This window comes from Paenibacillus sp. tmac-D7 (assembly GCF_006519665.1).
Taxonomy (GTDB): Bacteria; Bacillota; Bacilli; order Paenibacillales; family NBRC-103111; genus Paenibacillus_G; species Paenibacillus_G validus.
Window position 1 is genome coordinate 1 of sequence record NZ_VIDW01000027.1, and the last position, 19,263, is coordinate 19,263.

General features: G+C 53.9%; 24 protein-coding genes and 1 riboswitch. Of the genes, 23 read left to right on the plus strand and 1 reads right to left on the minus strand.

Annotation, left to right across the window (positions count from 1 at the left end):
• The 6 genes from FKP33_RS17750 to glyA form a co-directional block, all read left to right on the plus strand.
• On the plus strand, nt 1–280 hold a 280-nt coding region (locus tag FKP33_RS17750), incomplete at its 5' end, for a Sua5 family C-terminal domain-containing protein (RefSeq protein WP_306439364.1).
• A gap of 84 nt (nt 281–364) precedes the next feature.
• Entirely contained in the window at nt 365–928 is a 564-nt protein-coding gene (locus tag FKP33_RS17755) for a manganese efflux pump MntP (protein ID WP_127609117.1), read from the plus strand.
• A 93-nt stretch (nt 929–1,021) separates the two neighbouring features.
• A complete protein-coding gene (locus FKP33_RS17760; protein ID WP_054796267.1) occupies nt 1,022–1,606 on the plus strand; it encodes a low molecular weight protein arginine phosphatase in 585 nt (194 codons plus the stop codon).
• A gap of 85 nt (nt 1,607–1,691) precedes the next feature.
• A riboswitch (ZMP/ZTP riboswitch) is annotated at nt 1,692–1,772 on the plus strand.
• A 105-nt stretch (nt 1,773–1,877) separates the two neighbouring features.
• A complete protein-coding gene (rpiB, locus tag FKP33_RS17765; RefSeq protein ID WP_054796268.1) occupies nt 1,878–2,336 on the plus strand; it encodes a ribose 5-phosphate isomerase B in 459 nt (152 codons plus the stop codon).
• A gap of 19 nt (nt 2,337–2,355) precedes the next feature.
• Entirely contained in the window at nt 2,356–2,976 is a 621-nt protein-coding gene (locus tag FKP33_RS17770; RefSeq protein WP_054796269.1) for a TIGR01440 family protein, read from the plus strand.
• 53 nt (nt 2,977–3,029) lie between these two features.
• On the plus strand, nt 3,030–4,277 hold the full coding sequence (gene glyA, locus FKP33_RS17775; RefSeq protein WP_141335932.1) for a serine hydroxymethyltransferase: 1,248 nt from the start codon (nt 3,030–3,032) through the stop codon (nt 4,275–4,277).
• 182 nt (nt 4,278–4,459) lie between these two features.
• Here the strand turns inward: glyA and FKP33_RS17780 are convergent, their stop codons facing one another.
• Nucleotides 4,460–5,224 (minus strand): TrmB family transcriptional regulator, encoded by a 765-nt coding sequence (locus tag FKP33_RS17780; protein ID WP_141335933.1) that lies wholly within the window; start codon nt 5,222–5,224, stop codon nt 4,460–4,462.
• A gap of 246 nt (nt 5,225–5,470) precedes the next feature.
• On the opposite strand from FKP33_RS17780, the gene upp reads away from it, so the two are divergent.
• The 17 genes from upp to nuoH all read left to right on the plus strand — a co-directional run bounded on the left by upp (nt 5,471) and on the right by nuoH (nt 19,229).
• On the plus strand, nt 5,471–6,100 hold the full coding sequence (gene upp, locus FKP33_RS17785; RefSeq protein ID WP_054796272.1) for a uracil phosphoribosyltransferase: 630 nt from the start codon (nt 5,471–5,473) through the stop codon (nt 6,098–6,100).
• Nucleotides 6,101–6,130: 30 nt separating this feature from the next.
• The gene (gene wecB / locus FKP33_RS17790; RefSeq protein ID WP_054799355.1) at nt 6,131–7,273 is read left to right on the plus strand and encodes a non-hydrolyzing UDP-N-acetylglucosamine 2-epimerase; all 1,143 of its coding nucleotides are present in this window, start codon (nt 6,131–6,133) and stop codon (nt 7,271–7,273) included.
• Nucleotides 7,274–7,553: 280 nt separating this feature from the next.
• Nucleotides 7,554–7,784, plus strand: coding sequence for an AtpZ/AtpI family protein (locus FKP33_RS17795; protein ID WP_127609115.1), 231 nt, complete (start codon nt 7,554–7,556; stop codon nt 7,782–7,784).
• A gap of 4 nt (nt 7,785–7,788) precedes the next feature.
• The gene (locus tag FKP33_RS17800; protein ID WP_141335934.1) at nt 7,789–8,148 is read left to right on the plus strand and encodes an ATP synthase subunit I; all 360 of its coding nucleotides are present in this window, start codon (nt 7,789–7,791) and stop codon (nt 8,146–8,148) included.
• 33 nt (nt 8,149–8,181) lie between these two features.
• Complete coding sequence (atpB, locus tag FKP33_RS17805; RefSeq protein ID WP_054796274.1) at nt 8,182–8,964, plus strand: F0F1 ATP synthase subunit A; 783 nt, start codon at nt 8,182–8,184, stop codon at nt 8,962–8,964.
• A gap of 41 nt (nt 8,965–9,005) precedes the next feature.
• Nucleotides 9,006–9,221, plus strand: coding sequence for a F0F1 ATP synthase subunit C (gene atpE / locus FKP33_RS17810; RefSeq protein ID WP_054796275.1), 216 nt, complete (start codon nt 9,006–9,008; stop codon nt 9,219–9,221).
• 84 nt (nt 9,222–9,305) lie between these two features.
• Nucleotides 9,306–9,791: a F0F1 ATP synthase subunit B gene (gene atpF / locus FKP33_RS17815; protein WP_127609113.1), complete on the plus strand. Its 486-nt coding sequence runs from the start codon at nt 9,306–9,308 to the stop codon at nt 9,789–9,791.
• Nucleotides 9,788–10,339 carry a F0F1 ATP synthase subunit delta gene (locus FKP33_RS17820; RefSeq protein ID WP_054796276.1) on the plus strand — a complete coding sequence of 184 codons (552 nt, stop codon included), beginning with the start codon at nt 9,788–9,790 and terminating at the stop codon, nt 10,337–10,339. Before atpF ends, FKP33_RS17820 begins: the two co-directional genes overlap by 4 nt.
• Nucleotides 10,340–10,355: 16 nt before the next feature.
• Nucleotides 10,356–11,870, plus strand: a complete 1,515-nt coding sequence (atpA, locus tag FKP33_RS17825; RefSeq protein WP_127609112.1) for a F0F1 ATP synthase subunit alpha — start codon at nt 10,356–10,358, stop codon at nt 11,868–11,870.
• A gap of 132 nt (nt 11,871–12,002) precedes the next feature.
• Nucleotides 12,003–12,860 carry an ATP synthase F1 subunit gamma gene (atpG, locus tag FKP33_RS17830; RefSeq protein WP_141335935.1) on the plus strand — a complete coding sequence of 286 codons (858 nt, stop codon included), beginning with the start codon at nt 12,003–12,005 and terminating at the stop codon, nt 12,858–12,860.
• 145 nt (nt 12,861–13,005) lie between these two features.
• Complete coding sequence (atpD, locus tag FKP33_RS17835) at nt 13,006–14,412, plus strand: F0F1 ATP synthase subunit beta (RefSeq protein ID WP_127609110.1); 1,407 nt, start codon at nt 13,006–13,008, stop codon at nt 14,410–14,412.
• Nucleotides 14,413–14,555: 143 nt separating this feature from the next.
• Complete coding sequence (locus tag FKP33_RS17840; RefSeq protein WP_127609109.1) at nt 14,556–14,963, plus strand: F0F1 ATP synthase subunit epsilon; 408 nt, start codon at nt 14,556–14,558, stop codon at nt 14,961–14,963.
• 390 nt (nt 14,964–15,353) lie between these two features.
• On the plus strand, nt 15,354–15,719 hold the full coding sequence (locus tag FKP33_RS17845; protein WP_127609108.1) for an NADH-quinone oxidoreductase subunit A: 366 nt from the start codon (nt 15,354–15,356) through the stop codon (nt 15,717–15,719).
• Complete coding sequence (locus FKP33_RS17850) at nt 15,704–16,222, plus strand: NuoB/complex I 20 kDa subunit family protein (RefSeq protein WP_127609107.1); 519 nt, start codon at nt 15,704–15,706, stop codon at nt 16,220–16,222. Before FKP33_RS17845 ends, FKP33_RS17850 begins: the two co-directional genes overlap by 16 nt.
• Nucleotides 16,219–17,112 (plus strand): NADH-quinone oxidoreductase subunit C, encoded by an 894-nt coding sequence (locus tag FKP33_RS17855; protein WP_127609106.1) that lies wholly within the window; start codon nt 16,219–16,221, stop codon nt 17,110–17,112. The genes FKP33_RS17850 and FKP33_RS17855 overlap by 4 nt, the downstream gene beginning before the upstream one ends.
• Nucleotides 17,113–17,118: 6 nt before the next feature.
• A complete protein-coding gene (locus tag FKP33_RS17860; RefSeq protein ID WP_127609105.1) occupies nt 17,119–18,222 on the plus strand; it encodes an NADH-quinone oxidoreductase subunit D in 1,104 nt (367 codons plus the stop codon).
• Nucleotides 18,222–19,229 (plus strand): NADH-quinone oxidoreductase subunit NuoH, encoded by a 1,008-nt coding sequence (gene nuoH / locus FKP33_RS17865; protein ID WP_054799360.1) that lies wholly within the window; start codon nt 18,222–18,224, stop codon nt 19,227–19,229. The genes FKP33_RS17860 and nuoH overlap by 1 nt, the downstream gene beginning before the upstream one ends.
• The last annotated feature ends 34 nt before the right edge of the window (nt 19,230–19,263 follow it).

Consider the following 19,263-nt stretch of genomic DNA (forward strand, 5'->3'; position numbering starts at 1 on the left):
CATGCGGCGCGAGCTGGAGGCGGCGCACGCTCGCGGCGAACGCACGGGCGCGCTCGTCTTCGCTGAGCACGCGGATGCCGTGCAGGCCGACCATGCGGCCGTGTGCGGCCGCCTCTCCGACCTGGCGTCGGTCGGGCGGGAGCTGTACGCGGCGCTCCGTTCGTTCGACGAGGCGGACGCCACGTTCATCGTGGCGGAGGCTTGTCCCGAGGAAGGGATTGGCGCCGCAGTCATGAACCGCCTGCGTAAAGCCGCAAGCGGCCGCATTTTACAAGTGTAAGGATCATGATGCTTCCTGCAGGAAGACATGTTTCCCCCTTGTCCCGCATAGGTTGGTTAGGAGTGGGACAGGGAGGTAGAAGGCATGGATTTGGCAGCACCGCTGTATTGGGGACAACTCGTGTCCACCGGCTTACTGGCGCTGGCCCTCGGATTGGATGCGCTATCGCTTGGCCTCGGCATTGGGATGAGAGGCATCCGCAAGCTGGATGTATTGAAAATCAGTGTCGTGACCGCGCTCTTTCATATGGTCATGCCGCTGGCCGGCATGTGGACAGGCGGTTACTTGAGCGTGCTGCTCGGGAAAGTGGCGACGGTAGGCGGCGGTCTCCTGCTGGTGCTCCTTGGCGCACATATGGTGTACAGCGCGCTGCAGTCGAATGAAACGCGGGGCCACAACCACCGGAACTTTTGGGGATTGATGCTGTTCGCCTTCAGCGTTAGCATCGATTCGTTCTCCGTGGGCGTGTCGCTGGGGATGTTTGCCGGAGACGTGATGATGACGGTGCTGATGTTCGGCGCCGCCGGCGGTCTCATGTCGATCGCCGGATTGCTGCTCGGCCGGCGCGTGGGCGAGTGGACAGGCGAATACGGCGAGGCGCTGGGCGGCGTCATCTTGCTCGCCTTTGGCATTCATTTTTTGTTCTAAGCGCCTAGTTATCCATAATTGGGCGATTTTGAGGTAAACTAAGAAAGGCAGGACCATTCTTATCATAATGGATGAAGAAAGCGGGGAGAGAAGATGAACCGGATTTTGTTCGTATGTACAGGCAATACGTGCCGCAGTCCGATGGCGGAGGGGATCATGCGCAGCATATTGGCGGAAGCGGGGTTGTCCGACATCGAGGTTCGCTCGGCCGGCGTGTCGGCGTACCCGGGAACGCCGATCTCCGATCATGCCGCATCCGTGCTTTCCATGAAGGGCAGCAGCGGGCCGTCGGAATCGACGCTTCTGTCACAATCGCTGGTCGATTGGGCCGATTTGGTGTTAACGATGACCTCCAGCCATAAAAGACATACGATCCAGCTGTACCCGGAAGCGGTCGATAAGGTGTATACGCTGAAAGAATATGTGCAGGATGACGCGGGAGCAGCGGTCAAAATCGCGGAAATCGAAACGCTGCTGACAGAGGTTCAGCTGAAGCAGGCGTTGTCCGAGCCGGTGACCGACGAGGAGCGCCGCCGTATCGAGGAACTGCAGCAAGAGGTGCCTTCGCACGATATCGCTGACCCGTATGGCGGCTCGCTTCGGATGTATCAGAGCGCAGCCCAAGAGATAGAGGAATGCTTAATCAAGCTGGCGGCGAAGCTGCGGGCGAACCGCTAACCGCCGGTCCGCTCTACGATTCGAAGCCGTAACAAGTTAGGCTTTACAGCCATCGCGGAATGGGATATGATAATTGTAACAACATCAGACCCGGTGTAACTGGCGACAAGTGGATTCAACCACGGTGGAGCATCGGGATATACGGCCGGTCGCCTGGGCAAAGAGCAGCATCACGCGGGATATCTCGCGTTGTGTCATGCTCTTTTTTCGTTTTTTTGCCGTCGCGTTTTGAGTTATAATGAAATGGACAATAGCGAGGAGGGCGAGAGAGATGAAAATTGCAATGGGTGCGGATCACGGCGGGTATCGGTTGAAGGATGTGATCAAGCCGTTCATTGAACAATTGGGTCACGAGGTCATCGACTACGGCTGCGATTGTTCCGATTCTGTCGATTATCCCGATTATGCGATTCCGGTCTGCGACGACGTGGTGTCGGGGAAAGCGGACAGAGGGATTCTGATCTGCGGCACCGGCATTGGGATGACCATTGCGGCGAATAAGGTGCCCGGCATCCGCTGTGCGCTTGTACATGATTTGTTCTCGGCGAAAGCGACGCGGGAGCATAACGATTCCAACGTGTTAGCAATGGGCGAACGCGTGATCGGCCCGGGGGTTGCCCTAGAGATTGTGAAAATTTGGCTGGAAACCGAATTTTCCAATGGAGAACGTCATAAGAACCGCGTCGGCAAAGTGAAGGCGCTTGAAGATAAATACGCGCTGCATCCGTAACCGGAGAGAGGGGCGCGACATGAACATTCCCAATATCGGACAAGATGCTTCCGCGGTTGCTCCGGATCTGACGATGGTCCGCTCGCAAGCGGAGACGATCCTGCGCGAGCTTGCCGCGGCAGGACACCTCGAGCCCGGACGGCTCTTGGTTATCGGGACAAGCACGAGCGAGGTGCTCGGACGGCATATCGGAACGTCGGGGAGCGAAGCGGTGGCCCGACAGTTGTACGAGGCGGTGGAAGCCGTGCGGGCGGACGCCGGGTTTTACCCGGTGTATCAGTGCTGCGAGCATTTGAACCGGGCGCTCGTCTTGGAGCGCGAGGCGATGGAGCGGTACGGCTTCGAGCAGGTAAGCGTCGTGCCGGTGCCGAAAGCCGGCGGGTCGATGGCTGCTTATGCTTATCGGCATTTACGGTCTGCCGTGGTCGTCGAGACGGTGCAGGCGCACGCGGGCGTCGATATCGGCGGGACGTTGATCGGGATGCACCTGAAGCGGGTGGCGGTTCCGTTCAAGCCGTCGGTGCGGCGGATCGGCGAAGCGTTCGTGCAGGCGGCGTTCACCCGTCCGAAGCTGATCGGGGGCGCCAGAGCGGTGTATGCGGCGGATATGCAGCAGCCTGCGAATGAAACCTGCGAATAAAGTTGAGAAACGACTCTGAATTTATACCTGACATCAACGGGAGGAACCTTATCATGGACTTTTTACGTAAACAAGATCCGAAAATCGTCGAAGCAATGAATCTGGAGCTCGGCCGTCAGCGCGATAAAATCGAGCTGATCGCTTCCGAGAACTTCGTGAGCCAAGCGGTGCTGGAAGCGATGGGTACCGTATTGACGAACAAATATGCGGAAGGCTACCCGAACAAGCGGTACTACGGCGGCTGCGAGTACGTCGATATCGTCGAAGATATCGCCCGCGACCGCGCGAAAGAGCTGTTCGGCGCCGAGCACGCTAACGTCCAGCCGCACTCCGGCGCGCAAGCCAACATGGCCGTATACCTGGCGGCTCTTCAACCCGGCGACACGGTTCTCGGCATGAACCTTGCGCATGGCGGTCACTTGACGCACGGCAGCCCGGTGAATGCCTCCGGCATTTTGTATAACTTCGTGGCGTATGGCGTTTCGGAGAAAGATTCCCGCATTGACTACGACGACGTCCGCAAAGCGGCGTTCAAACATAAGCCTCGTCTGATCGTAGCGGGCGCCAGCGCGTATCCGCGTACGATCGACTTTGAAGTGCTTGCGCAAATCGCGAACGATGTAGGCGCGCTGTTCATGGTTGACATGGCGCACATTGCCGGTCTCGTGGCGGCAGGCCTGCACCCGAATCCGGTGCCGCATGCGCACTTCGTGACGACGACGACGCACAAGACGCTCCGCGGTCCTCGGGGCGGCTTGATTCTGTGCCGCAAGCCGTGGGCGGCGGCGATCGATAAGGCTGTGTTCCCGGGCACGCAAGGCGGTCCTTTGATGCACGTCATCGCGTCGAAAGCGGTAGCGCTCGGCGAAGCGCTGCAGCCGGAATTCACGACTTACGCGCAGAACGTCGTGAACAACGCCAAAGTGTTGTCTGAAGGCTTGCTTGCCGAAGGCATCAACCTCGTGTCCGGCGGTACGGACAATCACTTGATGCTGATCGACCTGCGCAGCTTGAACATCTCGGGTAAAGACGCCGAGCACCTGCTCGACGAAGTCGGCGTGACATGCAACAAGAACGCGATTCCGTTCGACCCGACCAGCCCGTTCGTCACCAGCGGTATCCGCATCGGTACGCCGGCGGCGACTTCCCGCGGCATGGATCAAGAAGCGATGAAGACGATCGCGAAGATTATCGCATTGACTTTGAAAAACCCAACCGACGCCGCCATACACGACCGAGTTCGCGGCATGGTGAAGGATTTGACAGCCCAATTCCCGCTGTATCCGGGCTTGAGCTACTAAGCGAATACGCACGGGGCCGTTATCCGGCCTGCCCAATAAAGACCGATTCTCGTCTGTCCGCGAGCGTCGGTCTTTATTTTTTGCCATTTATGCCGCAGCGGGAATCGGATGCCTGCTCTGGCGTAGTTCTCGGCTTCTCCCGGCAACCAGAGGAACTATGCGCACACTTGCAGCGCCTCTCTTTACGAACCGGCCTCCAGCTTCTTATAATTGTCGCCGTATTTGGCTGCAAGCTGAGGACCGAAGTCGGCCTCGATTCTCAGCATCAGCACGTTGTGGTGATAGGCGTTCGTCAGCGTTTCAACGACGGCGGGGTGATCGGTCTCAAGCGCACTCGGCTTCATCGGTCCTCCGAAGCTTCCGAGCAGCGCGTACCGATGGTCGAACAACATGGTAAATTTACGCGGCTGCCCGGATGCAGGCTCATCGAACCGCCTATGGACGAGCACATGCTTCAGGCGGGTATTCACCTCGCCGAACGACATCAAGATGACGCGAACGCCTTTGTTCTCGGCGTAGACGAGTGCATCTTCCAGGCGCGGCAAGTCTTCGGACCCGATTTCGACGATGACGGAGGCCCGGGCGTTGGCCGTCATTCTTCGCGCCGCTTGCTCCAGCGCGTCTCCGCCTTCCCAATTGTAGAAGGACGGGGCCGTTCTCGGCGGAGTCCGCAGCTGATGAACCAAGCTGTCTGCCGCTTGCTCGAACTCCAGCCGCAGATGACCGACCAGCTGCTGGATCGGTACGGCGTCGTACCGGACCGGATCCCCTTCGATCATGCGGCATGCCCCTTTGTCAATTAAAGAACGCAAAGCCGCATACACGTTCGTACGGGAGACCGACACGCGTTTCGCCACTTCATAGCCGGATAGCTTCGATTGTTCATGAAGCGTCAAATAGCAGCGGGATTCCAAATCGGACAAGCCGATCTTTTTCAATAATTCCATAGGGACACCTGCTTCCTAATACTTGGGTGGTATGTCATAATACTGCCTATTCGGGAAGCTGTCGTCAAGCGGGCAAACCAACACGTACAACTGTTCCACGTGGATCAAATTCGGGGCAAATGTATATTTTTTACGACAGTTGGGATAAGTTCATGCACTTGTGGTATAATAGACGAGATTTGGCGAAAAAAGCTTATAAAAAGCGGTTTGTCGCGCATTTTTAGCGTTTTAGGGGGAAGCTTAGGCATGGGAAAAGTATTCGTTTGCGATCATCCGCTCATTCAGCACAAATTAACGTATATTCGGGATGAGAACACAACGACGAAAGATTTTCGAGAGCTTGTAGACGAAGTGGCGACTTTGATGGCTTATGAGATAACGAGAGATATTCCGCTTGAAAAGGTTGAGGTGCGTACGCCAGTGACTACGGCAGAGGGCCGTGTCATCTCCGGGCGGATGCTGGGATTGATTCCTATCCTGCGTGCCGGACTCGGCATGGTGGATGGCATCCTGAAGCTTGTGCCGGCTGCGAAAGTCGGGCATATCGGTTTGTATCGCGACCCGGATACACTCGAGCCGGTCGAATATTACGCGAAGCTGCCGACCGACGTTCAGGAGCGGGAGCTTATCGTGATCGACCCGATGCTCGCTACGGGGGGATCGGCTAATGCGGCGCTGACGGCGCTCAAGAACCGGGGCTGCACCCAGATAAAGCTGATGTGCCTGATTGCCGCGCCGGAGGGCGTTCAAGCCGTGCAGCAAGCGCATCCCGATGTCGACCTCTATGTGGCGGCCATTGACGATTATTTGAATGATCACGGGTATATCGTGCCCGGTTTAGGGGATGCCGGGGACCGTTTATTCGGCACGAAATAATTTTCGGTGGGGAAAGGGGAAGCCGTATCCATGAAAAAGACGAAAATCATTACGATTTTCGGGACTAGACCCGAAGCGATTAAGATGGCTCCGCTGGTGAAGGAGCTGGAGAAGCATTCGGAGCAGATCGAGTCGCTTGTTTGCGTAACAGCGCAGCATCGGCAAATGCTTGACCAGGTGCTCGACATTTTCAATATTAAACCGAACTACGATCTGGATGTCATGAAGGATCGTCAGACATTGAACGAGATTACAATCCGGGTGCTGCAAGGGCTTGATCCGGTGTTCAAGCAAGAGAAGCCCGATATGATTCTCGTTCACGGCGATACGCTGACCACCTTCCTTGCGAGTTATGCGGCGTTCCTGCATCAAATTCAAGTCGGCCACGTGGAAGCAGGTCTGCGTACCTGGAACAAGCTGTCTCCTTATCCGGAGGAAATGAACCGGCAGTTGACCGGCGTGCTGGCCGATCTGCACTTTGCGCCGACCGGCTGGTCTGCGGGCAACTTGCGGAAGGAGAACAAGCCGGAGGATCGGATTCATATTACCGGAAACACGGTGACGGACGTGTTCCAATACACGGTGCGGGAACAATTTGCGCATCCTGTGCTCGATTGGGCGGCCGGCAAGCGTCTTGTACTGATGACGGCGCATCGCCGGGAATCGCAGGGAGAGCCGCACCGTCAGGTGTTCCGCGCAATAAGGCGCATCGCCGACGAGTTCGACGACATCGCGATCGTATATCCGGTGCATCCGAGCCCGGCCGTGAAGGAACCGGCCTACGAGCTGCTCAGCGGTCATGACCGGATCAAACTGATTGAACCGCTCGACGTGTTCGAGTTCCACAATTTTTATCCGCACGCGCATCTGATCTTGACGGACTCCGGCGGCTTACAGGAAGAAGCGCCTTCTTTCGGCGTGCCTGTCCTTGTGCTGCGGGAGACGACCGAGCGTCCGGAGGGCATTGAGGCGGGGACGCTCGAGCTGGTCGGTACGGATGAGACGAACGTGTACGAACGGACTAAAGCACTGCTGAGCAATGCGGACCTGTACGATCGCATGAGCCGTTCAGCGAATCCGTATGGCGACGGCAAAGCGTCCGGACGCATCGTCGAAGCGATTTTATATCACTTCGGACAGCGCTCTGAAAGGCCGCAAACTTTCCAACCGTGACAATCTGATGACAAACGATACAGCATACAGTTGCACTGTTTGGTTTGAAATGCCGAAAACCCTTGTTCTATCGGGCTTTTTGTGATTTATGTCATAGATGATAAGCAAACTTGTCCAATTGACAAAGATCACTTTACTTAGATAAAATAAACTAGGATTTGGGTTAGAGTTACGAGTCGATCGACCAACCGGCTCAGTGTGTAGCTGTGTGAACGGTTGCAATCCTATGGGACGGCCGCAGGCAGGAGTCTTTTCCGGCGCACGTCCAAAAGGAAGGGTTATGAAACGGCAAAATTCCAATGACAATCCATGGCGTGCCGCTGCGCTCGTCAGCGCTCTGGGAGTTGATGTTGTTTTTTGTACGGCAGCCGGTTATTGGGTTGGGAGCTGGACCGGAACACATCTAGGCAGTCTGAAAGCTTGGGTTATCGGCGGGGTGCTGGTCGGGTTCGCGGTTGGAATCCTGACGTCCATACTGGTTGTGAAAAAGTTTCTGGAGGATAAGCCGTAGAGACATGAAGGACCAGTTGAAAGTAATCGCCCGCATCGCCTTATTCATGATTTCCGCCCTGCTGCTTGTCTGGGCCTTTTTGCCTGCGTACCGGACGTACGCTTCCGGATTCATCCTCGGAACATTGGCCAGCCTGACTAACGCCTGGCTGCTGATCCTGAAGATCGAAACGTTGTCCAAGCTCACCGAGCAGGAAGGAAGAAAGCGCGTGAACCTCGGGACGCTTTCCCGGATGTGCGTAGCTCTTCTGGCCGTCATGATCGCCGTGAAATACCCGCAGTTCAATCTCGTATTCACCATCGCTGGATTATTTTCGGTCCAATTGGCAACACTCCTGATGGGTTATCTTTTTATTAAAAAATAATCATGAAATTCTTGGAAAGGAGGAAAATATCAGATGCATCATTTTCCGGTGTGGCAAATTGGCGGGTTAAATATCGACCTCTCCACGTTTCTGGGGATTATCGTCTCCTGCTTGATTGTGTTCATCTTGGCGCGTTTGTCTGTGAGAAATTTATCCGTAACAAATCCGTCCAAAATGCAAAATTTCATGGAATGGGTCATTGAATTCGTGCATGGCATTATAGCGAGCACGATGCCTTTAAACCGAGTGAAGCCTTACGTTGCGCTTGGGATGACGATCATTATGTTCATATTTGTATCCAACCTGCTTGGACTGCCGTTCGGTCTTGTTTTCTCTTATACGGAGCCATTATCTTTTCTAGGCTATCCGATCATTACAGAGGAAATGATTCATAATGCGCATGGCGGGCACGGATACGAACTGGCTTGGTGGAAGTCACCTACAGCGGATGTCTCCGTTACCTTCGGCTTGGCGATCATCGTGTTCTTCCTGATTCATTATTTGGGATTGAAACAGAACACCAAGCATTACCTGAAACACTATTTCGAGCCGTTCTGGTTCTTCTTCCCGCTTAACGTTATCAAAGAGATTTCCAAGCCCCTTACGCTCGGTTTGCGTTTGTACGCGAACATTTTTGCGGGCGAGGTGTTGATTGCCACGATTTTGATGGCAGGTATTGCCGGAACGCCGCTCTTGATGGCATGGCAAGGCTTCAGTATTTTCGTCGGAGCCATTCAAGCGTTCCTGTTCACTATTCTCACCATGGTTTACATTTCGCAGGCTACCGTTCACGACGAGAGTCACGATAGCCACTAGCATGAAACTATAAAAACAAAATTATTGAGGAGGATTTTAAAATGGAATTTTTGGCAGCAGCATTAGCAATCGGTTTGGGTGCACTTGGCGCAGGTATCGGTAACGGTATGATCGTAAGCAAAACAGTTGAAGGGATCTCCCGTCAGCCTGAATTGCGCGGTACGTTGCAAACAACGATGTTTATCGGGGTCGGTATCGTAGAGGTTGTTCCGATCATCGGCGTCGTACTCGGATTCCTGATCTTCTTCGGTGCTTAATTCCATGACGATTAGGTTTGGCGCGGAAGGCCTGAGCCATCCACGCCTTCGTTTTGCCTAAAATGACTGAAAGGAGTGGCATAGATGAGTTGGCATTGGGAATCGTTCGTGTTTGCGATCATAGCATTTGTGGTGCTCTACTGGCTCCTCAATAAGTACGCCTTCGGACCTTTGTTCGGGATTATGGAAGAGCGCAGACGCATCGTCGCTGAGCAAATTTCGAAAACGGAGCAAGACCGCAAAGCGGCCGAAAGCTTGCTTGCGGAGCAAAAAGAAGCTATGCAGAACGTGCGTAAGGAAGCCCAGACTATTCTGGAGCAAGCCCGCGCGATGAGCAATAAACAAAGTCAGGACATTATCGATCAAGCGAAAGAGGAAGCGGTTCGTTTGAAAGAAGAGGCTGTCCGTGATATCGAGACGGAGAAAAATAAAGCTGTTGCTTCTTTGAGAAATGAAGTCAGCGCGATGTCCGTTCTCATCGCTTCCAAAATTATTGAGAAGCAAATCGATGAGAAATCGCAAGAAGAGCTGGTTGAACACTATCTGAAAGAAGTAGGGGGCAAGCAATGAGCAAGGATACTGTTGTAGCCAAAAGGTATGCAAAGGCCTTGTTCGAAATCGCCCGCGACCAAAATCGCATCAGTCCAATTGAAGAAGAGCTGCAGGCTGTTGTTTCGGCTCTGCGCAGCAATGAAGACTTCTACAAGCTGATCGTTCATCCGGGGCTTGCCGCTTCGGCCAAGAACGAGATCCTTCAACAAGTATTCGGCGCTCAATTGTCGGAGACGGTTTTGAACACGCTTATGCTTCTTGTCGACAAAGGCCGTGAGGAGCTGCTCGAAGCCTTGGTCGATTATTATTCGGCCATTGCGAATGAATCGCTGGGACAAGCGCGCGCGATCGTTTATACGCCGGTTGCTTTATCCGAGCAGGAACTTCAGCAAGTAGCCAGCACATTTTCCACATTGACAAGCAAACAAATCCGCGTGGAATCGGTTATTGATAAAAGCTTGCTAGGCGGCCTTCAAATCCGCGTCGGCGACCGTCTGTACGACGGCAGCTTGTCCGGCAAGCTCAAGCGTTTGGAAAGAACCTTGAATCAATCTCAAGCACTGTAGATAGGGGTGAGGATCGTTGAGTATCAAACCTGAAGAAATCAGCACATTGATTAAACAACAGATTGAGAACTATAAATCGGAAATTCAAGTCGTTGACGTTGGTACAGTCATTCAGGTCGGTGACGGTATCGCCCGCGCACACGGCTTGGAGAACGTCATGGCAGGTGAGCTGCTCGAGTTTTCCAACGGGGTTCTGGGCTATGCCTTTAACCTTGAGGAAAGCAACGTCGGTATCGTTATTCTCGGACCTTACACGGATATCCGTGAAGGCGATCCGGTGAAACGTACCGGCAGGATCATGGAGGTTCCGGTAGGCGAGGCGCTTCTCGGCCGCGTCGTGAACGCACTTGGTCAACCGGTTGACGGCAGAGGTCCAATCGAAACGACGACTTTCCGTCCGGTTGAATCTCCGGCACCAGGCGTTATGGCCCGTAAATCGGTTCATGAGCCTATGCAAACCGGTATTAAAGCTATCGACGCGATGATTCCTGTCGGCCGCGGTCAGCGCGAGTTGATCATCGGGGACCGTCAAACCGGTAAAACGTCGATCGCGATCGATACGATCATCAACCAAAAAGGCAACGGCGTGAAATGTATCTACGTTGCTATCGGTCAAAAACAATCGACGGTTGTCGGCGTTGTCGAGCAATTGCGTAAAGCAGGCGCTCTCGATTACACGATCGTCGTTACGGCTTCGGCTTCCGAGCCATCCCCGATGCTGTGGCTTGCTCCTTATGCGGGCTGCGCGATGGGTGAATACTTCATGTACAAAGGCGAGCACGTCCTGATCGTATACGACGACTTGACTAAACAAGCGGCTGCCTACCGTGAGCTGTCCTTGCTGCTTCGCCGTCCTCCGGGCCGGGAAGCATATCCGGGCGACGTGTTCTACTTGCACTCCCGTTTGCTGGAGCGCGCTGCGAAATTGAGCGACGAGCTGGGCGGAGGTTCCTTGACCGCGCTGCCGTTCATCGAAACGCAAGCGGGCGACGTCTCCGCTTACATTCCGACGAACGTGATCTCGATCACGGACGGACAGATCTTCCTTGAGTCCGACTTGTTCTACTCCGGCCAACGTCCGGCGGTTAACGTCGGTATCTCGGTTTCCCGGGTAGGGGGTTCCGCTCAAACGAAAGCGATGAAAAAAGTTGCCGGTACACTCCGTGTCGACTTGGCTCAATACCGTGAGCTCGCGGCGTTCGCTCAGTTCGGATCGGACCTCGATAAAGCGACGCAAACTCGCTTGAACCGTGGTGTTCGTACGCTGGAAATTTTGAAACAAGGCGTAAACCAACCGTTGACGCTCGAAAGACAAGTAGCGTCCTTGTACACGGTTGTTAAAGGCCACCTGGACGATATTCCGGTTCAAGACGTACGTCGTTTCGAAGAAGAATTCCTTTCTTTCCTCGATTCCAGCCGTGCGGAAATTTTGAACAGCATCCGCGACACGAAAGACTTGACTGCGGATAATGAAAAAGCATTGTCGGAAGCGATCCAACAATTCAAAAAAGGATTTGCTCCTTCGGCATAAACGATAGTACGGCAAGCTTGGAATCAATCTTTTCTACAGCAGGCTTCTCCTCCCGGTGAATGACCATCCAAGGCGACAACGCCAGGTGCCTCTTCCTCGCCGGGAAGGGCCTCGAAAGAGAGGTGAGCAAGTATGGCAAAAGGAATGCGCGAGATTAAGCGTCAAATCAAATCCACACAAAATACGAAGCAAATCACCCGGGCGATGGAAATGGTGGCGGCTGCGAACTTGAGAAGAGCGCAGCAATCGGCCGAATCCGCACGACCTTACGCGGATAAGCTGAAGGAAGTGGTCGGAAGCATCGCTGCAGGCACCAAGGGTGTGAAGCACCCGATGCTGCAAACCCGTGAAGTGAAAAAGACCGGCTATCTGGTCATCACATCGGACCGCGGGCTTGCCGGTGGTTATAATGCGAACGTATTGCGTAAAGTGGCCTCCGAAATTCGCGAGAACCACAAGTCGACGGACGAATACACCATTTTCGTCATCGGCCGTAAAGGTCGCGACTTCTTCAAGAAACGGAATATGCCGATCACGGATGAAGTCACCGGAGTTCCGGATTTGCCGAGCTTCGCGGACATTAAGTCGATCGCGTACGCAGCCGTTGCGAAATTCGAGCAGGGTGAATACGACCAGTTGTTCCTGGTGTATAACCAGTTCAAGAACGCAATGACCCAAATTCCGACGATTAAGCGTCTCCTGCCTTTGGATGACGTGTCCGGAACGGCGACGGCCAGTTACGAGTATGAACCGTCGCCGGAAGGCGTACTGGAAGTTCTGCTTCCTAAGTATGCTGAAACGCTTATTTACAGTGCGGTTCTGGAAGGAAAAGCAAGTGAGTTCGGTGCGCGGATGTCGGCTATGAACAGCGCGACCAAAAACGCAACGAAGATGATCAGCACGTACACGCTTGCTTACAACCGGGCGCGTCAAGCTTCGATCACGCAGGAGATTTCCGAGATCGTCGCAGGCGCGAACGCAAGCAGTTAAGCGGTGTAAATAAGACGAAGGCTTTGCTGGGCAAAGCTTGAAATAGGTTCAAGAAATGCTTACGAAGTCGTTTTGCTGAGGCAAAACAGAGTTAATGCTTACGATGCGGTTTTTGCTTACAGCAAAAACCTGGAGGAGGGAAAACATGAGCAAGGGGCGCGTTGTGAATATCACAGGGCCGGTCGTCGACATCGAGTTCGAGCGTGGGCACCTCCCTGAGATTCTTAATGCAATTCGAATTGAAACAAAAGCGCAAGACAACGGCGGGCAAGACATTAGCCTGACGGTTGAAGCGGCTGTTCACCTTGGCGACAACATGGTTCGCTGCGTTGCGATGTCTTCCACGGACGGATTGGTTCGCGGTGCGGAAGCTGTCGATACCGGCGCTGCGATTTCCGTACCTGTAGGGCCGGCTACGCTCGGCCGCGTGTTTAATGTACTGGGTGAGCCGATCGACGGAAATGCTACCGTAGACCGTACACTGACGAGCCCGATCCACAAATCGGCTCCTGCATTCGACAATTTGTCGACGAAAGCCGAAATCCTGGAAACGGGGATTAAAGTTATCGACCTGATGGCTCCTTATGCCAAGGGTGGTAAAATCGGTCTCTTCGGTGGTGCCGGTGTAGGTAAAACCGTAACGATGCAAGAGTTGATTCATAACATCGCGCAAGAGCACGGCGGTATCTCCGTATTCGCCGGCGTAGGCGAGAGAACTCGTGAAGGTAATGACCTTTACCACGAGATGAAGGAATCCGGCGTTATTTCGAAAACGGCGATGGTATTCGGCCAAATGAACGAGCCGCCGGGTGCGCGTCTTCGCGTAGCCTTGTCCGGCTTGACCATGGCGGAGTACTTCCGTGACGAGGAAGGCCGTGACGTTCTTCTGTTTATCGACAACATCTTCCGCTTTACTCAAGCGGGTTCCGAGGTTTCGGCCTTGCTGGGCCGTATGCCATCCGCGGTAGGTTACCAGCCGACGCTGGCAACCGAGATGGGTCAATTGCAAGAGCGGATCACCTCGACCAAAAAAGGTTCTGTTACTTCCATCCAAGCGATCTACGTTCCGGCGGACGACTATACCGACCCGGCTCCGGCAACGGCATTTGCCCACTTGGATGCAACGACGAACTTGGAGCGCAGCATCGCGGCAGCGGGTATTTTCCCAGCCGTTGACCCGCTGGCTTCTTCTTCCCGTATCTTGACGCCGGAAATTCTTGGCGAAGAGCACTACGCGGTATCGCAAGGCGTAAAACAAATTTTGCAGCGCTATAAAGAGCTTCTCGATATCATCGCGATCTTGGGTATGGACGAGTTGTCCGATGAGGACAAATTGGTCGTACACCGCGCTCGTCGCTTGCGCCTGTTCTTGTCTCAGCCGCTTCACGTGGCCGAGGCGTTTAACGGGATCCCGGGCTTATACGTTCCGGTTAAAGACACGATCCGCAGCTTCCGTGCAATCTTGGACGGCCAATACGACCATCTTCCGGAGCCGGCGTTCCATAACGTCGGTACGATCGAAGACGCGGTCGAAAAAGCAAAAACACTGTAATTGAAACATCGTGCCTATGCCCACTCCCGTCTGGGGGCGGGCATAGGTATACATGAGGCTTACGAGGTGACATTCTGCCGAATGTCCTTAGTTATTGCTTACGAAGCGGTTTTCTGACGAAAACCCTTAGGAGGGGAATCCAAGTGAGCACATTCCTGCTGGAAATCGTAACTCCTGAGCGTAAAGTGTACGCCGAAGAGGTGAACATGATTATCGTAAAGGGAGTCGAAGGAGAGCTTGGTATTCTGCCGAATCACATTCCGCTGGTCACTCCGCTCAAAATCGCACCGATTACCGTAAAGAAGCAAGGGTCGAAAGACGAAATCCTCGCGGTGAACGGCGGTTTTATGGAAGTGCGCAAGGATAAGGTGGTTATACTGGCGGAAAGCGCCGAGCTGCCGGGACAAATCGACGTCGACCGGGCGAAAGCCGCTAAGGAACGCGCCGAGAAGCGTTTGAAAGACGCCAAGCAAGAAAATCTCGATTTCAAACGCGCCGAGCTGGCTTTACAGCGAGCTGTTAACCGGCTGGACGTTTCCGGAAAAAAATAAAAATGTGAGCTAAGCGGGGGAACGACAGTTCCCTCGCTTTTTCACTTTAATCCGAAAATAGGGATGATGGAATACTACCCGGTGTGTAAGAAACGAAGGCTTCGCATTTTTTTATAACGAATCTTAGATTGCGGGAATAACATATGTTGTGTGTCTAAACGGTTTGAGAACCGTTGGAATTGCTCAAAAATGTTAGACACCCCAAAAGCCATTTGATATAATTGGAAAGGCACATATTAACAATTTTTGTGGAAATAATAAGAAAGCTTTTGATCGAAGCCCTTGCGATGAGAAGACAGTCGTCATCGGCTGTAGCGCGGAAGTTCGACGCCGGGTTTCCGCAGAGCCGGATAAGGGCATAATGATACATAGGGAGGCGGTTCGTTCACGATGTACATGAACAATTACGTGGTCGTAGCGATTTTTCTCTTCTTAGGCGTGTTGCTTCCGATTGCAGCGCTTACAATTGGTCGATTATTAAGGCCGCACAAGCCGGTTGAAGAAAAATACACAACGTATGAAAGCGGTAACGAACCGGTAGGAGAAGGGCAAGTTCGCTTTAACATCCGCTACTATTTGTTTGCTCTGATGTTCGTCATTTTTGATGTGGAAACTGCATTTCTTTATCCTTGGGCCGTTGCATATAAGCAATTAGGCTTGTTTGCGCTTGTGGAGATGTGTATATTCGTTGCGCTGCTCATCATAGGTTTACTTTACGCCTGGAAGAAGAAGGTGCTGCAATGGACTTCAATTTAGAAAAAATTACTCCGGAAGAGCGTCAAGAAATGGAACGCACGGTGTTCATGACCACTTTGGAACAGGTCAAGGGCTGGGCGAGAAGCAACTCGCTGTGGCCGCTTACCTTTGGGCTCGCCTGTTGTGCGATAGAGATGATGGGCACAGGCGGCTCGCATTATGATTTGGACCGATTCGGCGTTATTTTCCGGACGTCTCCGCGGCAATCGGATGTGATGATCGTTGCCGGTACGGTAACGAAGAAGATGGCGCCGCTGCTGCGCCGGTTATACGAGCAAATGCCTGAGCCGAAATGGGTGATCGCGATGGGTTCCTGTGCGACGGCGGGCGGTCCGTACGTCAAATCGTATGCTGTGGTAAAGGGCGTCGACCAGATCGTTCCGGTAGACGTCTATATCCCTGGCTGTCCGCCGAATCCGGCCGCGCTGATCTACGGGATCAACAAGCTGCAGGAGAAAATACGCTATGAGGCGAAAACCGGTAAGCAGGTGACCAATCGATGAGTGAGGACCAAAAGCGCGATCGACCCGAAGCAGCCGGCACCGGTATGAGCGGTGAACCGCAAAAGGTAGAGGGCGCCGAAATCACCAAAACGGGCGGAGCGGGCGAGCCGCCGGGCGGGTACGCGGGTGCGAATCCACCTGCAGCGGAACAAGCCGAGGCGGAGAAGGCGGCCTCGACCGATGCGGATAAAGAGGCGAAGATCAAAGCGGCTGCAGAAGCCAGAGCCGCTAGAGCGGCTGAACGGGCGGCCAAAGCTGCCGAAGCAGGGGACGCCCCGGAGGCGGAGAAGGCAGCCCCGACGGATGAGGAGAAGGAAGCCAAGGCTAAGGCGGCTGCGGAGGCTAGAGCGGCTAGAGCCCGCGAACGGGCGGCTAAGACGGAAGCAGCGGCTCCGGATGCTCCCAAAGAACCGTCGCCGAATCAGCCGCTGCTCGATCGTTTCGTAGCGATCCTGAAAGAGAATTTCGGTGAAGTGGTCGAGGAAGCTTTCATTAATGAAAAGGGCGGTCATCTCCCTTATGTGGTGCTCAAAGGCGAGGTTTGGCCGGAAGCCGCGCATCTGTTGAAAAATCATATGGAATTAAAATTAAATTATTTGCGCAACCTGTCCGGCGTTGATATGGAAACTCATATGGAAGTAGCGTATCATCTGATCTCGCTGGAAACGAAGCGGGAGTACTGCGTGAAGATCAAGACGAATCGGGAGACGCCATCGATTCCGTCCGTGACACCCGTTTGGCCGACGGCGAATTGGAATGAGCGCGAAGCCTACGATTTATTCGGAATCGATTTCCCGGGTCATCCCGACCTGCGACGTATCATGATGGCCGACGACTGGGTTGGCTATCCGCTGCGAAAAGATTATGAGCCGCTCGACCCGGAGGTGTAATGAAGCTTGGCCATTAGAACCGAAGAAATTTTATTGAATGTTGGGCCTCAGCATCCGAGTACGCACGGCGTTTTCCGAATTATCGTCAAGCTGGACGGCGAGATGATTACGGAAGCGATTCCGGTCATGGGCTATTTGCACCGTGGTACGGAGAAGCTGGCCGAGAACCTGACGTATACGCAAATCATTCCTTACACCGACCGAATGGATTACGTTTCCGCCATGACGAACAATTATGTACTCGTCAATGCGGTGGAGCGATTGATGGGGCTTGAAATCCCGGAGCGCGCCGAGTTTCTAAGGCTGATTGTGATGGAGCTTCAGCGTATCGCCAGCCATTTGGTCTGGTGGGGAACGTACTTGCTCGATATCGGGGCCATGAGCCCTTTCCTGTACGCGTTCCGCGATCGGGAAATTATCATCAACCTATTTAACGAGCTTTGCGGCGCCCGCTTAACCTATAACTATATGCGCGTAGGCGGAGTGAAATGGGATGCACCGGAAGGCTGGATTCAGAAGGTGCGGGAATTCATTCCCTATATGCGTGATAAACTGAATGAGTATCATAATCTCGTGACCGGGAACGAGATTTTCTTGGCCCGGATTAAAGGAGTCGGCAAGTATGATGCCGAGACGGCGATCGCTTACGGGCTAAGCGGCGCGAATTTGCGCTGCACCGGGGTGAAGTGGGACTTACGGAAGGATCAGCCTTACAGCATCTATGATCGCTTCGAGTTCGACATACCGGTATCGACCAACGGCGATTGCTTCGATCGTTATAACCTGCGAATGGAGGAAGTCGTCCAGTCGCTCCGCATTTTGGAACAGGCGGTCGAGCAATTTCCGGAGGACGGTGAGATCATGGGCAAAGTGCCTCGTGTCCTGCGTCCGGCCGAAGGGGAAATTTACTCGGCGATCGAATCGCCCCGCGGCGAGATCGGCTGTTACATTATTTCCAAGGGCAAAGATAAGCCATACCGCTTAAAATTCCGCAGACCGTCGTTTGTCAATCTGCAAATTTTGCCTAAGCTGCTTGTCGGGGAAACGATGACGAATTTGATTACGATCCTCGGAGGCATTGATATCGTCGTCGGGGAGGTCGATTGTTAATGCCGGATTTATTGCAGCAGCCTTTAACATGGACGAACGCGGCCATTTTCTTTGCATGGGTCGTCGTGCTGCTTCTCGTCATTCTCGGCTTCGTGACCTACGCCATCTACTTTGAACGCAAAATCCTCGGATGGATGCAGCTGCGGATCGGACCGAACCGTACGGGCCCGCTCGGTCTGTTGCAAACGGTGGCGGACGTGTTCAAGCTGTTGATTAAAGAGGACACGATTCCGAGGAAGGCCGACCGCGAGTTGTTCATCCTTGCGCCGATCATTACGTTTATTCCGGCCTTTGTCGTCACGGCAGTCATCCCTTATTCGAGCACCCTGATCAGCAGCGATCTCAACGTCGGCGTCCTGTATTACGTGGCGCTGTCGGGAATCTCCACGATCGGCATCGTGCTTGGGGGCTGGGCGTCGAACAACAAATATGCGCTGCTTGGCGGCATGCGTTCCGCCGCGCAGATGATCAGCTACGAAATTCCGCTCGTCATCTCCGTCGTCGGCGTGATCATGATGACCGGCAGCATGAACTTGAATCGAATCGTAGAAGGCCAAGCCGGCGGCTTCTGGCATTGGAACTTCCTGCCGCAAATTGTCGGGTTCGCCGTATTCGTTGTGGCAGCCGTCTCCGAGTTAAACAGGACGCCTTTTGACTTGCCTGAGGCCGAATCTGAGCTTGTTGCGGGTTACCATGTTGAGTACAGCGGGTTCCGGTTCGCCTTTTTCATGCTGGCGGAGTATGTATATGTGTTTGCGATTTCCGGACTGACGACGACGCTCTTTCTGGGCGGATGGCATGCGCCGTTCACGTTCCTCGATTTTATTCCGGGAATCGTCTGGTTCTTGCTGAAGTTTTCACTCATCGTATTCGTACTCATCTGGATCCGGGGCACGCTGCCGCGGGTTCGGGTGGATCAACTGATGGGTCTCGGATGGCGGGTGCTGCTGCCGCTGGCGCTGCTGAACATTTTTGTGACGGCAATTTACATGGCGATTGCGATGTGACGAAACCGGCTGCCGTATTGATTGACGAAAGGGT